The following is a 13,892-nucleotide window of genomic DNA, read 5'->3' on the forward strand; positions in this document are numbered from 1 at the left end:
GGGGCCTTGGCGGCCCCGGCCCTACGGATCTAGCGGAACATCGGTGGCCGGGCCTCGGTCCAGATGCCGTCGCTCCTGCTGCTTTCGGCCACGGCGAAGACGGCCGCCATGGAGCGCAGGCCGTCCTCGGCGCGCGGATAGAGATCGGCGGCAGCGTCCATCTCGCGACCCGTCTTTCGCGCGGCGATCGCCTCGGCGAGGTCGGCATAGATGTTGGCGAAGGCCAAAGGCATCCCCTCGGCATGGCCGATCGTCACCCTGCTGCTGCGATCGGCCTCGGGGGAGAGCCCGGCCTCACCGCGCTCGATCACTTGACGGCGACCGCCAAGCGGCATCCAGTAGAGCTGGTTCGGCTGCTCCTGCGCCCATGACAGCCCGCCCTTTTCGCCAAAGACCTGAAGCGTCAGACCGTGCTGGCGACCGATCGCCACGGAGGAGGTCCAGAGCCGCCCTACCGCGCCGCCGTCGAAGCGCAGATTGACCATCGCGTCGTCTTCGAGCGTGCGGCTTTCGATGCAACTCACCGTGTCGGCGGAGAGGCGCTCCAGCTCCTGCCCGATCACGAAGCTTGCCATGTGCAGCGCGTGGATGCCGCAATCGGCGAATTGCGCCGAAACGCCCGCCTGCGCCGGGTCGTAGCGCCAGCGCACGCGCGGGTTGTCGGCATCGGCCGCGTCGGCGTGGTGGCCATGCGCAAACTCGGCCTTTACGAGCCGGATATTTCCAAGGTCGCCGCGCGCCACCATGGCCCGCATGTGCCGCACCAGCGAGTAGCCCGAATAGCCATAGTTCACGGCACAAATTCGACTTGTTTCCCGGGCGATAGATACAATCTCCTCACCCTCCTCGACGGTCATGGTCATCGGCTTTTCGCACAGCACGTGGAAGCCCGCGCGAAGGAAGTCGCGGGTGATCTCGAAATGCGTGGCATTGGGTGTGGCCACGGTGACGAGGTCGATCCGGTCGGGCCGGTCGCGCTCGCCCTCCAGCATTTCGCGCCAGTCGCCATAGGCACGGTCCGCGTCGAGGCCCAGACGGCGACCATATTCCCGCCCGGCTTCGGCACGGTGGTCAAGCGCGCCCGCGCGGAACTCGAACAGCCCGTCGAGGCCCGCGCCCAGGCGATGCGCCGGGCCGATCTGGCTGCCTTCGCCGCCGCCGATCATGCCCCATCCCAGTTTCGTCATGGCCGGACCTCCCTATTTGAAGCCGATGGATTCGAGATATTCGCGGTTCTTGCGGGCATCATTCAGCGGGTCGGGGTCGAGCGTCGGGTCGCAATCCTGCTCGACCGTGCACCAGCCTTCGAAGCCTGCGTCCAGCAGCGCCAGCCGCACGGCAGGAAAATCGACGTCGCCTTCGCCCAGATTGCAAAAGATGCCCTGCCCGCAGGCGTCGTAGAAACCGTACGGGTTTCGATCACGTGCGCCTTAACTTTGGGGTCGATATCCTTGAAGTGTATATATGAAATGCGGTTCTTATGGCGATGGATGAAGTTCACCGGATCAAAGCCTGCATATGAGTGATGTCCGGTGTCAAAACAGATCTTTAGGATGCGGTCATCCACCTCTTCGAGAAGCCGTTCCAACTCGGGCTCGAAATCCATGAAGCCCGCGGCATGGGCGTGGATGCCAGTGGTCAGCCCGTATTCCTCGGTGCCGATCCGGGCGATCGTGGCGATGCGCTCGCGAAAAGCGGCCCATTCGGCGGTGTCCATCTGCTCGGCCTCGGTCGCACGCCCTGCGGTCGGCGCGCGGCGCGGCGAGATCGAGTCGATCAGCACGAGGTGCTCGGCCCCATGCGCCTTGAGGGCGCGGCAGGTGCGATGCGCGGCATCGAGCACGTCTTCCCACGCATCGGGGTCGTGGAACGGGCGGAACACCACGCCGCCGATGAGCTGTAGCCCGTGCTCGTCGAGCGCCCCGCCCAACTCGGCCGGGTCCTCGGGCACGTAGCCCACCGGGCCCAGCTCGATGCCCTTGTAACCCGCCTGCGCGCAGTCGCGCAGCACGTTGCGCCAATCGGGGTTGCGCGGGTCGTTCGCGAATTCGACCCCCCATGAACAGGGGGCGTTGCCAATCCTGATCGTCATCTCGTGTCCTCTGCTCTCATTCTGTTTCGACATCGAGCCAGCGGCCCTCATGGGCCGAGGCGCGGGCGGTCTCGATCACGCGCGCCACCTCGAGCCCGTCGCGGAAGCTGGGCCAGACCGTCTCGCCGGTTTCGATCGCGCGCAGGAAATCGCGCGCCTCGATGATGATCTGATCCTGGTAGCCGGTGCCGTGCCCCGGCCCTTGGCAAAAGGGGAGGTAGTCGGGATGCGCGGGACCGGTGAGGATGCGGGTGAAACCGCGCGCGGCCTCGGGGCCTTCGGCGCGGTAGAGGTGGATCGCGTTCTGATCCTCCTGATCGAAGCGGATCGCACCCTTTGTGCCGGTGATCTCATAGGCGTAGCCCATCTTGCGGCCCGTCGCGATCCGGCTGAAATGCATCTGCCCCATGGTGCCGCGCGCGAAGCGACACATCAGTTGGGCCTGATCGTCATTGTCGACGCGGCCGCCGGGGCGGTTGCGATGCACCGTCTCCATGTTGACCGAAAGCGAAGCGATCGGGCCGAGAAGCGCAAGGGCGGCGTTGACCATGTGCGGGGCGAGATCGCCCAGCGTCCCGTTGGCCGCGCCCTCGCAGCGCCAGTTGAACGGAGTCTCGGGATCGGCAAGGAAATCCTCGGTATGCTCGCCGCGAAACCACGTCACCTCGCCGATCGCGCCCTCGGCGATGAGCTGGCGGGCGAACTGGCTCGCGGGTGTCCGGATGTAGTTGAAGCCGACCATGTTGGCCACGCCCGAGGCTTCGGCCGCCGCGACCATGGCGCGGGCATCCTCGACCGAGGCGCCGAGTGGCTTTTCACACATCACCGGCTTGCCGCGCGCGAAGGCGGCATCGGCGATCTCGCGATGCGTCTCCTGCGGCGCGGCGATCACCACCGCCTCGACGCGGGGGTCCTCGACCAGCGCGCGCCAGTCACCCGTGCCGCGCGCAAAGCCGTAAGCGGCGCAGTAGCGCTCGGCGCTCTCGGGCGAGCTGGCGGCGACCATCTCGAGCCGTGGCCTGAGCGCGGTGTCGAACACCGTGCCCACGGCCGACATGGCGACGGCGTGGGCCTTGCCCATATAGCCGCCACCGATGATGCCGATGCCGATCTCCCGCATGTCGAACTCCCCCCTCGTCGATTTCGATTTGCAACCGGTTGCAAAATACGTATCGTGAGAGTCGAAACGCCGCAAGCGGCATTCGCGACTGACCACGAAAAACCTGGAAGGGCCGCCCCGCCATGACCGCATCACAGGGTACCGTTCGCCTCACCACCGCACAGGCCATCATAAGGTGGCTTGCCAACCAGTATATCGAGATCGACGGAGAGGAGCTGCGCGTCTGCGGCGGCGGCTTCGGCATCTTCGGTCATGGCAACGTCACTTGCCTTGGCGAAGCACTGCACGGTGTGCAGGAGGCACTGCCGCTCTATCGCGGCCAGAACGAGCAGGGAATGGGATTTGCCGCCGCGGGCTATGCCAAGCAGTGGCTGCGCCAACGCTTCATGTTCTGCACCGCCAGCGCCGGGCCCGGCACGATGAACCTGCTCACCGCCGCGGGTCTCGCCCATGCCAACCGGCTGCCGATGCTGCTTTTGTGCGGTGACGGCTTTCTCACCCGGCTGCCGACCCGGTGCTGCAGCAGATGGAGAATTATGGCGACCCGACCTTTGGCGTGAACGATGCCTTCAAGCCGGTGGTGCGCTATTGGGACCGGATCACACACCCGGCGCAGGTGATCCAATCGCTGCCTGCCGCGCTTGCGACGCTGCTCGACCCGGCCGATTGCGGTCCGGCCTTCATCGGGCTGCCGCAGGACGTGCAGGGCTGGGCCTGGGATTTCCCGGACGCGATGTTCGAGAAGAAGGTTCATCGCATCCGTCGCATCGCTCCCGACGAGGCCGAGATCGCGGATGCGCGCGCGGCACTGCTTGCCGCCAAGCGGCCGATGATCATCGCCGGTGGCGGTGTGCAGTATGCGCGCGCGGCCGAAGACCTCGCCGCCTTTGCCGAGGCGCATCGCATCCCGGTGGTCGAGACCATCGCGGGCCGCGCGAACCTCCTGGCCGAGCACCCGCTCAACATCGGCCCGATCGGCGTCACCGGGTCCGACAGCGCCAATGCCATTGCAGCCGAGGCGGACCTGATCCTCGCCGTCGGCACGCGGCTGCAGGATTTCACAACCGGCTCGTGGACCGCCTTCGACGCCGAGGCGCGGATCGTGGCGATCAACGCGGCGCGGCATGACGCGGGCAAGCACCGGGCCCTGCCGGTAGTGGGCGACGCGAAGCGGGCGCTGGACGCGCTGGGGCAGGGGCTCGACTACGCCGCCCCCGCCGCATGGGTGGACAAGGCGCAAAAGGAGCGGCGCGACTGGGACGCATATGTCGCCGGGAACGTGAAGCCCGGCAATGGCCCCAACTCCTACGCGCAGGCGATCGGCGTGGTGAACGAATTGTGCCACCCGCGCGACCGCATCGTCGCCGCGGCGGGCGGGCTTCCGGCCGAGGTCACGGCGAACTGGCGCACGCTGGGCATCGGCACGGTCGATGTCGAGTTCGGCTTCTCCTGCATGGGCTACGAGATCTCGGGCGCATGGGGCGCGCGGATCGCCCAAGAGCAGCGCGAGCCCGAGCCCGACACCATCGTCTTCATCGGTGACGGCTCCTACATGATGATGAACAGCGATCTCTACTCGGCGGCGCTCAGCCGCAAGAAGCTGATCGTGCTGGTGCTCGACAATGGCGGCTTCGCGGTCATCAACAAGCTGCAGAACAACACCGGCAACGAGAGCTTCAATAACCTGCTCGCCGATTGTCCGACCATCCCCGAACCCTTCGCCGTCGATTTCGAGGCCCATGCGAGATCGCAGGGCGCAGAGGCGGTGACGGTCGAAAATTCGGCCGAGCTGGGCGCGGCCTTCGAGCGGGCCAAGGCGAGCACCCGCAGTCAGGTCATCGTCATGAAGGTCGATCCCTATGACGCTGGACCACCCGGGGCCACGCCTGGTGGGAGGTCGGCACGCCCGAGGTGACGACGAATGACCGGGTGCGCGCCGCGCATGAGGATCAGGAACAGGGCCGCGCCCGGCAAAGGCGGGGAGTGTGATGTCGGATCGGTTGAAAGGACGCCGCTTTCTGGTGATCGGCCGGGTCGGCATGGATCTGACGGCGATGCCGCCCGGCACCCGCACCTGCGAGGCCCGCGAGATGATGGTGTCGATGGGCGGCAGCTCGGCCAACATCGCCGCCGGTCTGGTCAAGCTCGGCTGCAGCGCATCGCTGGTGACCTGCGTGTCCGACGATGCGGTGGGCTGGTATTGCGAGGACCAGCTCGAAGCCTATGGCATCGAGCGCCGCCACGTGCGCCGCGTGAAGGGTGAGGAGCGCACCTCTCTCGCCCTCGTCGAAGCGCGCGTCGAGGACCACCAGAGCGTCATCTACCGCAACAACGCCGCCGATTTCTGCATGAGCGTCGCGGATGTCGAAGCGGTGGACCTCACGCGTTTCGACGCGGTGATTACCACCGGCACGGTGTTCGCCGCCGAGCCGTCGCGCGCGGCTGCCTTCCGCGCTTTCGAGCTGGCGCGCGCAGCCGGGCTGCCGGTGATCTTCGACGTCGACTATCGCCCCTATAGCTGGCCCTCGCCGCAAATCGCCTCGGAGGTGCTGAGCCGCGCCGGGGACATGGCCGATGTCATCGTCGGCAATGATGAGGAGTTCGGCTTCATGGCGGGCGGCATCGAGCGCGGCTTTGCCCATGCAAGCGCGTTGGCCCAGACCTCCGAACTGGTGGTCTACAAGATGGGCCCGGAGGGCGCGGTTACCTTCGCGAATGGCGAGGAGTTGCGCACCGGCATCTATCCCGTCGACGCATTGAAGCCCACCGGCGCGGGCGACAGCTTCATGGCCGGGCTGATCGCGGGTCTCGCCGAGGGACGCCGCCTGCGCGAGGCGGTGCTGCGCGGCTCGGCCTGCGCCTCCATCGTCGTGGCAAAACCCGGCTGCGCCCCTGCCATGCCCGATCCGGCCGAACTCAAGGCCTTTCTCGACACCCATCCCGGCCCGACGCAGGGCTGAAAGGACATCCCATGCACATCGCCCCCCATGACAACCGCAACCAGCCCATCGTCGACGCCGAGCACGATCTGGTCCCGCTCAACTACTTCAACATCGTCAAGCTGAAGCGCGGCGAGAGCTTCGATTATGCCGTACCGGGCTACGAGACCTGCGTGGTGCCCGCGACCGGCACGGTCGATGTCGATGTCGATGGCATGGGCTTCGAGAGCCTCGGCCGACGCGGCGTCGATGTCTGGGACGGCGAGCCCGAGGGCGTCTATGTCCCCACAGGCGCGACGGCCCGCCTGACCTGCCGCAGCGAGGCCGCCGAGGTCTTCATAGCGGGCGCGAAATACGACCGGGTGCTGGAGCCCTTCGACGTGCGCGAGCCCGAGCTCGACATCGTGCAATACGGCTCCGACGACACCAAGACGCATCGCAAGATCAAGCACATCCTCGGCGCCAAGCAGCACGACCGAGTGGGCCGCCTGCTGGTGAGCGAGCTTTACACCGTGGGGCAGGGCGGCTGGTCGGGTTTCCCCTCCCACAAGCACGACACCGACCGGCGCGGCGACGATGGCGAGCTGATCGAGACCCGCCACGACGAGACCTACAATTTCCGCTTCCGGCCCGATTACGGCTCCGGGCTGCAGATGCTCCAGCGCGAGGACAACGAGCCGGGCGACGCCTATCACATCGTCAACGGCTCGACCGTCATGATCGACAAGGGCTACCACCCCTGCGCGGTGCTGCCGGGCTACGAGATGTATTACTTCACCATCCTCGGCGGGCTGAGCCAGCGCAGCCTCAAGCAGTATTTCCAGCCGACCCATGCCGCCCAGCTGCACACGATCCCGGGGATCATGGACATGGTGGCCAAGTTCAAATGACGCTCGCCACGCTTTCCGAGGTGCTGCAACCCGCGCTGCGGGACGGCTACGCGGTGGCCGGTCTGGTGACGCTGGGCTGGGAGGACATGCGCGCCTATGTCGCCGCCGCCGAAGCCGAGGGCGTGCCGGTGATCCTGCAGGCCGGGCCGTCCTGCCGCAAGCACACGCCGCTCCCCGTGCTGGGCGCGATGTTCCGGCACCTGGCCGAGAGCGCCTCGGTCCCGGTGGTGGCGCATCTCGACCATGGCTACACCGAAGCCGAATGCCGCGAGGCGATCGCTTCGGGCTTCACCTCGGTGATGTTCGACGGCTCGCGGCTGCCGCTCGCGGAGAACATCGCCCGCACCGCCGAGATCGCCGCCATGGCGCATGCGGCGGGGGTGTCCTGCGAGGGCGAGATCGGCTTCGTCGGCTATGCGGGCGGCGAGGGCTCGGCCGGGACCGACCCCGAGGAGGCCGCGCACTTTGCGCGCGAGACGGGCATCGATGCCATGGCGATCTCGGTCGGCAACACGCATCTGCAGGCGGGCGGCTCGGGCGGCGGGCTCGACGAGGCGCGGATCCGCGCCATCGAGGCATTGACCGAAGCGCCGCTGGTGATCCATGGCGGCTCGGGCGTGCCGCATGCTCAAAGACGGGCGCTGGCGCGCGGATCGCGGATCGCCAAGTTCAATATCGGCACCGAGCTGCGGATGGAGTTCGGCCGGGCGCTGCGCGCGGCCGTGGCGCGCGATCCCGACCGCTTTGACCGGGTGGCGATCCTGTCGGAGATCCACGACCCGCTGGTCATGGCGACGCGCGGTGTGCTGCGCGGCTTCAAGGGGGAATGAGATGCTGACCGTCTGACCCTTGGACTTCGATGACCTGCCACAGGATTTTTGCTCGATCGTCGATTGGTGTCCGGCCCGATTTGGGGACGGGCAATGAATCAAACGAGACTTGCGGACGCGCGGATCATCAGCATCTTGGCCGAGCATGAGACGGGGGCGAAGTGCGCGGACCCCGTGTCGCCGCGCGCCTCAGGTCTCCAGCGGCAGGCGCAGCGCGAACAGGGGGCCATCTGCCGTGTCGCGGATTTTCCCAAGACCGCCAAGGGCGGTGATCCGCGTGGCAAGCGCCTCGATACGGCGCGCCATCCCGGTGCTTGATCCGCCGCGCTCCTGCCACTCGAGGGTCATCCACCCTTCCTCCAGCCGCCATGCGATCACCGGAGCTTCGCCCTCGCGCACCCCGCCACGCCCGGCCCCAAGGGCCAGCTCGTTCAGGATCAAGCCGAGTTGCAGCGCCTGTCTCGGTCGCAGCTGGATCTCCTCGCTGGTCCTCTCGATGCGGGCAGGATCGATCTCGACGAGGCCGGTCTTGACGAGCGCGTCGATCGGCACCGTCGTCCAGCCGGTCTCGATGAGCAGCTCGCAGGTCCGCGCCATGCCGTGCAGCCGTTTGGTCAGGTCGTCGGCAAAAGCATCGAGCGAGGCCGCGCCGTGCCGGGCGCCGCCGGTCATGTCGATCGCGGCGGCGAGCAGGTCGCGGACCCGGTCGTTCAACTCGGTAAAGAGCTTTCTCTGAAGCCGCTCGGCCATTGCCAGCGTCGACACGTCGACGATGGTGACCACAACGCCGCCGATCCCCTCCCCATGGTCGCGGTAGGGCATCAGGCGCACCAGATAGCTTTGATCGTTGCGCTGCGCCGACAGCCGCTGCTCGAAGCCCTCGCCGGTCTGGAACACCTCGCACACCCGCGCCTCGAGCCCCGGGAAATCGAGATGGCTCGCCAGATCGGTGAGCGGCCGGCCCACATCGCTGTCACGCAGGTTGAAGAAGGCCGAGGCGCCGGGGTGAAGTTGCGGATCACCAGCTTGCCATCCATGAAGATCGTCGCGACCTGCGTGGCCGCATAGAGGTTCTGCAGGTCGGAATTGGCGCGGTCCAGCTCCTCGACCGAAGAGCTCAGCTCGCCGTTGATCGTCGTCAGCTCTTCGTTGAGCGATTGCATCTCCTCCTTGGAGGCCTCCAGCTCCTCGTTGGTCGACTGCGCCTCCTCGTTGACCGAGACCAGCTCCTCGTTCGAGGATTTCAGCTCCTCAAGCGCGGTCTCGTATTCCTCGATGATCGATTGCAGCCGCTCGCGCAGCTCGCGCAACTCGCGCTCCACCGCCTCCTGCGCCTCGTCGGGGGCCGCCTCCTCGATCTGCTCCAGCAGCGGCTGCGCCTCGGAGAGATACTTGAACAGCACCAGAAACAGCGGCTCGCTGCTCAGCGAGGTCTCGAGCGGCTCGACCACGATCTCGACCAGGAAGCCGTCATGCCCTTCGTTTTCAAGCATCAAGACCTGCCGCATGGCCGGGCGCAGGGTCTTTTGCGACTGCCGCAGGGCAGCGCGCAGGTCGATGCGCAGCTCGCGCCGCGCCATGTCGATCAGGTCGCGGTTGGGCGCCCCGCGCGGCGCTTCGAGATAGCGGCCGGTGTTGCTCGAATAGAAGGTGATCTCGCCTTCGGTGGTGACGACCACATGCGCCGGGGCGTGGCGGTCGAGCACCTGCGCCTCGACCAGCTTGCGCAGCGGTCGGTCGGCGGTGGCGATGATGCGGCGGCTGTGGGGCGAGGCAGTGGGATTGAGCGCCATCCCCTCGACCGACATCGGCAGGCGGCGCGGCGCGCCGTCATGACCGCGGCTCTGGAAGATGCGGCTTCTCTTGTCGATGGGTCCGAACAGGTGCGCGTGGCGGCTCACGCCCTCGGCGCTGCCGAGAAACAGGTAGCCGCCGGGTTTGAGCGCGTAGTGGAAGGTCGGGATCACCTGATCCTGCAAACCCGCATCCATGTAGATGAGCAGGTTGCGACAGGAGACGAGATCCATGCGCGAGAAGGGCGGATCGCCGATGACGCTGTGTGGCGAGAAGATGCACATGTCGCGCACCTCCTTGCAGATCACGAAAGCCGCGCCGTCCTTGCGAAAGAAGCGCTGTCGCCTCTCGGGGCTGACGCCCGTCAGCAATTGCGCGGGGAAGCGCCCGGCCCGCGCCACGGTGAGCGCGTCCTCGTCGATGTCGGTGGCAAAGAGCTGAACCCGCGGCGGATGGGCGATGTCGTTCAAGGCTCGTGCAGCAGGATCCCCAGCGAATAGACCTCCTCGCCGGTGGCGCAGCCCGGCACCCAGATGCGGATCGCCTCGTCGGCGCCGCGCCCGTCGAGAAGCCGCGCGATCACCTGCGTGCGCAGCGCCTCGAAGGCCTCGGCGTCGCGAAAGAAGCCGGTCACGTTGATGAGCAGGTCCCGAAACAGCTCTGCGGTCTCGTCCGGCTCGTCGCGCAGCCGCTGCAGATAGGCCTCGGGCGTGGCGCATCCCACCACCTTCATGCGCCGCGCCACGCGCCGCAGGAATGTCTTGGCCTTGTAGCCGGAAAAATCGCGTCCCGTTCGGCTGCGCAGGATCTTCGCGATCTCCTGCTGGACCTGTGCCGAAGCCTCTTGCTCGTGGTCGAGGGGCGCCGGCGTCACGGCATCGCGCCGGATTTGCATGAGCCGCGCGGGCATCTGCTCCACCGGCTCGAAGAAGTCGATGCCGCCGGAGGCGCGCGCGTTTTCGGGCATCTCGGGGTTGGCCGGGGCCGATCCGTCGCGGCCCTGCGCCAGCGTGACGCCGCCATGCTCCTTGATGAACCTGACGCCGAGCGTGCCGTCGGAATCGCCGCCCGACAGCACGATGCCAACCGCGTGGTCGCCCTGATCCTCGGCCAGCGCGGCAAAGAAGACGTCGACCGGCTTGCGCTCGCGCCGCACCGGATCGTCCTCGTGCAGCCACAGCGCGCCGTCGCGGATCGTCATGAAACGCCCCTCGGGCATGACATAGACATGCTCGGGCTCCACGCGCAGACCGTCGGTGGCGGTCAGCACCGGCATCCGGGTGTAGCGCGCGACGATGCGGTCGAGCATGCTTTTGCGGTCGGGGCTCAGATGCGTGACGATCACGAAGGCCATGCCGCACTCGTCGTCGAGCGAGCGGAAGAAACCCTCGAGCGCGGGAATGCCGCCGGCGGAAGCGCCGATGCCCACGACGAGGGGCTGAAGTGCAGTCATCGAACAACCTTTTCGGACAAGGGACCGGAACCGGCCCCCTCGGGACGCATCGAAAACCCGGCGACGCCCGGCGTGGCGATGGCGGAACCGGTCGGTGCCCCGGTCGAAGTCATGGCCCGCGGTCGGGCGCACGTGGCGACGCTAGCACAGCGGTGACGAAGGGCCGAGATCGAATGTCCACCGCCGCGCTGGCCGCGGCGACCGGGTTCTGGCCGGGCTTTCAAACGATGCTGCCAAGTCATTGATTTATATGCATCCGGCGCGCCGGGCCATGGGAGATCGGACCGATGATGGCAAAACTATGCGCCATTTCGTACGCTTTGTTCCACAATGCCTTGGAAAAGGGTGGGTGGCCCCGATAGGCTTCCATGATCGGCCGCCGGATCGTTCGGGCATGGTCGCCGGGAGCCTCGGATTTCTCTCGCCCCAATCGAGAGGACGTCTCATGGCCCCCGAAGCCTTCGAATCGAATCTGCTGCTTGGTGGAATGCCCGCCGCCATACGGGCCGAGTTTCGCGAGGTGCTGAGCTTCGTCGACCTGCCGGCGCGCCTGATGCTTGAGCGACGCGACCGCCCTGTCGAACACGCCTATTTTCCGACCGCCGGCATCGCTCGATCGTGTCGAGCGAGAAGGGCGGGCTGAACATCGAGGCGGCCTTGGTCGGCCGCGAGGGCATGACCGGCCTGCCGCTGATCCTCGGCGATGATCGCGGCTCGGCCGATGTGATGATACAGGTGTCTGGCATGGGCTGGCGGATCGAGGCCGCGGCGCTGTCGCGGTTGCTCGAAAACCGGGCCTGCCGCGACCGGCTGCTGCGCTATGTCCACACGGTGATGATCCAGATCCAGGGCACCGCGCTGGCCTATGGGCGGGGCAAGCTGGAGATCCGCCTCGCCCGCTGGCTGCTAATGTGCCACGATCGGATATCGGGCGACGAGCTGGAGCTGACCCACGAATTCATGGCGCTGATGCTCGGGGTGCGGCGCGCCGGCGTGACGGTGGCGCTGCACGAGCTTGAGGGCCGGGCGCTGATCCGCTCGACCCGCGGGCGGGTGCTGATCCGCGACCGCGAGGGGCTCGAGGCGGTCACCGGCGGCTTTTATGGCGGGCCGGAGGCGCATTACCGGCGCCTTTTGCCGGAATGCATGACCGAGCGGACGCCCGTCTGACCCGCGAAAGGTTTTGGCTGCCGGGCTTTCGGGGATCAGGGCATTTTTCGGTGGGCTGATGGTTGAGGGCCCGGGAGAGCCGCTGCGACGCGTCACGTCGCACGAGCCCGTCTTTTGAGAAGACGGGGGCAGGGAGCGGCATCCTTTGACAATTTCCCATGTGGCGGCTTTTTCCCATGCGGCGGCTTTTGGTTGCCGAACCGGGTTCGAAGGCCCTCCCTATTGATCATCCGCATGTCAGGTCCGGCAAACCGGAATTGATCCATCGAAATGACGGATGCCGTATTCGCAGGTGCATTTCACGGCCCGCGGGGCATCGGCAAAACAACGTGCGAATGCGTACTGCACCCCTCCGGCGGCCTTGGTTTCCGCCTCGCGGACCTGCTAGCTGCGATGGCCATTCTTCACATCATGTTCGAAACAGGCGGAAAATGCCGGTTCCGAGGCTGCCGCCACAGGATAGATCAACTTGGTCGAAGCGATCATTCCGAACCTCTTGCTCGACGGTTTGCCGCCCGACATGCTCAAGGAACTGCGCGACGGCATGCATTTCGTCGAGCTGCCCCGCCAGCAGGTGCTCGAACGTGTCGGTCGGCCCGCGCCGCACGCTTATTTCCTCGTCGATGGGGTGGCCTCCCTGATCGCGCGCGAGCGCAACGGGCTGAACATCGAGGCCGCGCTGGTGGGCACCGAGGGCATGCTGGGGCTGTCGCATGTCTTTGGCACCGGGATCAGCCTTTCGGACACGGTGATGCAGTCGCACGGATCGGGGTGGCGGATCGGGGCCGAGGAGTTCCGCCGTGCCATGGAAAAGCCGGTCTTTCGGAAACGGATGCTTCTCTTTGCAGACACGGTGATGGCGCAGAGCTTCGCCACCACCATGGCGGCCAGCCGGGGCAAGCTCATGGTGCGGCTGGCACGGTGGCTGCTGCTCTTTCACGACCGGACGCGGGGGGATGAGCTCGAGCTGACCCATGACACCATGGCGCTGATGCTCGGCGTGCGCCGGGCCGGGGTGACGGTGACCATCCACGAGATCGAGGGGCAGGGCCTGATCCGCGCCCACAGGGGGCGGGTGCTGATCCGCGACAGGGCCGGTCTGCGCCAGCTTGCGGGCGAATTCTACGGGCAGGCCGAGGAGCGGTACGAGCAGCTGATCGGGCCGTTCCGGCAAGGGGATCGGGCCGCCGATTGATCCGGGGCGGGGTATCGACCCCGTTGCGAGGGGCGTGATACGCCGAGGGTCTTCGGCCAATCCGATAGGGCGATGGCCATAGGCTGGCCATATGCCGGCACGGTTCGGCCGGAACCCGATGTCCGCGCGGCGCTTGTCCTGCGACAGCCCGCGACCGGCGGTCTGACCATCTCCAAGCTCTCGTGCACCGGAAAGGCACCCATGGACATCCTTCGCATCATCATCGCGATCTTCATCCCGCCGCTCGGCGTCTTCCTGCAGGAGGGCCTCGGCAAGCATTTCTGGATCAACGTGATCCTGACGCTTCTGGGCTATGTGCCCGGCATCATCCACGCGCTGTGGATCATCATCAAACGATGAGGCCCATGGGTCGCGCCCGTCCCCGCATGGGCCGGTCGCGACCCTGATC

The 13,892-nt window shown here is 66.8% G+C and carries 11 protein-coding genes and 3 pseudogenes; 7 read left to right on the forward strand and 7 right to left on the reverse strand.

What is annotated here, in order from left to right:
• Nucleotides 1–29: 29 nt before the first annotated feature.
• The 3 genes and pseudogenes from MBELCI_RS11785 to MBELCI_RS11795 all read right to left on the reverse strand — a co-directional run bounded on the left by MBELCI_RS11785 (nt 30) and on the right by MBELCI_RS11795 (nt 3,212).
• Complete coding sequence (locus tag MBELCI_RS11785; RefSeq protein ID WP_021694438.1) at nt 30–1,187, reverse strand: Gfo/Idh/MocA family protein; 1,158 nt, start codon at nt 1,185–1,187, stop codon at nt 30–32.
• 12 nt (nt 1,188–1,199) lie between these two features.
• A pseudogene (locus MBELCI_RS11790) lies at nt 1,200–2,092 on the reverse strand (sugar phosphate isomerase/epimerase family protein).
• A 16-nt stretch (nt 2,093–2,108) separates the two neighbouring features.
• Entirely contained in the window at nt 2,109–3,212 is a 1,104-nt protein-coding gene (locus MBELCI_RS11795) for a Gfo/Idh/MocA family protein (protein ID WP_021694440.1), read from the reverse strand.
• A gap of 122 nt (nt 3,213–3,334) precedes the next feature.
• Here MBELCI_RS11795 and iolD point away from each other — a divergent pair.
• The 4 genes and pseudogenes from iolD to MBELCI_RS11815 all read left to right on the forward strand — a co-directional run bounded on the left by iolD (nt 3,335) and on the right by MBELCI_RS11815 (nt 7,871).
• Nucleotides 3,335–5,201, forward strand: a pseudogene (iolD, locus tag MBELCI_RS11800) (3D-(3,5/4)-trihydroxycyclohexane-1,2-dione acylhydrolase (decyclizing)).
• Nucleotides 5,201–6,172 (forward strand): 5-dehydro-2-deoxygluconokinase, encoded by a 972-nt coding sequence (gene iolC / locus MBELCI_RS11805; RefSeq protein WP_045320077.1) that lies wholly within the window; start codon nt 5,201–5,203, stop codon nt 6,170–6,172. The pseudogene iolD and the gene iolC overlap by 1 nt, the downstream one beginning before the upstream one ends.
• Nucleotides 6,173–6,183: 11 nt before the next feature.
• Nucleotides 6,184–7,041, forward strand: a complete 858-nt coding sequence (locus tag MBELCI_RS11810; protein ID WP_021694443.1) for a 5-deoxy-glucuronate isomerase — start codon at nt 6,184–6,186, stop codon at nt 7,039–7,041.
• A complete protein-coding gene (locus MBELCI_RS11815) occupies nt 7,038–7,871 on the forward strand; it encodes a class II fructose-bisphosphate aldolase (protein ID WP_021694444.1) in 834 nt (277 codons plus the stop codon). Before MBELCI_RS11810 ends, MBELCI_RS11815 begins: the two co-directional genes overlap by 4 nt.
• Before the next feature lie 189 nt (nt 7,872–8,060).
• On the opposite strand, the gene MBELCI_RS19370 is transcribed toward MBELCI_RS11815, so the two are convergent.
• The 4 genes and pseudogenes from MBELCI_RS19370 to MBELCI_RS20760 form a co-directional block, all read right to left on the reverse strand.
• Nucleotides 8,061–8,837 (reverse strand): HWE histidine kinase domain-containing protein, encoded by a 777-nt coding sequence (locus MBELCI_RS19370; RefSeq protein ID WP_081698571.1) that lies wholly within the window; start codon nt 8,835–8,837, stop codon nt 8,061–8,063.
• A 908-nt stretch (nt 8,838–9,745) separates the two neighbouring features.
• Nucleotides 9,746–10,135 (reverse strand): annotated as a pseudogene (locus tag MBELCI_RS22305) (CheR family methyltransferase); the annotation flags it as partial.
• Nucleotides 10,132–11,118, reverse strand: a complete 987-nt coding sequence (locus MBELCI_RS19380; protein ID WP_052512728.1) for a chemotaxis protein CheB — start codon at nt 11,116–11,118, stop codon at nt 10,132–10,134. The pseudogene MBELCI_RS22305 and the gene MBELCI_RS19380, both read right to left, overlap by 4 nt.
• Nucleotides 11,119–11,356: 238 nt before the next feature.
• Nucleotides 11,357–11,704, reverse strand: a complete 348-nt coding sequence (locus tag MBELCI_RS20760; RefSeq protein WP_131505547.1) for a hypothetical protein — start codon at nt 11,702–11,704, stop codon at nt 11,357–11,359.
• 32 nt (nt 11,705–11,736) lie between these two features.
• Between MBELCI_RS20760 and MBELCI_RS11825 the strand changes: the two genes are divergently transcribed.
• The 3 genes from MBELCI_RS11825 (at nt 11,737) to MBELCI_RS19940 (ending at nt 13,843) form a co-directional block, all read left to right on the forward strand.
• Complete coding sequence (locus tag MBELCI_RS11825) at nt 11,737–12,288, forward strand: Crp/Fnr family transcriptional regulator (protein WP_021694447.1); 552 nt, start codon at nt 11,737–11,739, stop codon at nt 12,286–12,288.
• Between the two features lie 469 nt (nt 12,289–12,757).
• Nucleotides 12,758–13,483, forward strand: a complete 726-nt coding sequence (locus MBELCI_RS11830; RefSeq protein ID WP_021694448.1) for a Crp/Fnr family transcriptional regulator — start codon at nt 12,758–12,760, stop codon at nt 13,481–13,483.
• Nucleotides 13,484–13,684: 201 nt separating this feature from the next.
• Entirely contained in the window at nt 13,685–13,843 is a 159-nt protein-coding gene (locus MBELCI_RS19940) for a YqaE/Pmp3 family membrane protein (RefSeq protein ID WP_021694449.1), read from the forward strand.
• The last annotated feature ends 49 nt before the right edge of the window (nt 13,844–13,892 follow it).

The sequence above is a fragment of the Limimaricola cinnabarinus LL-001 genome, from assembly GCF_000466965.1.
GTDB lineage: Bacteria > Pseudomonadota > Alphaproteobacteria > Rhodobacterales > Rhodobacteraceae > Limimaricola > Limimaricola cinnabarinus.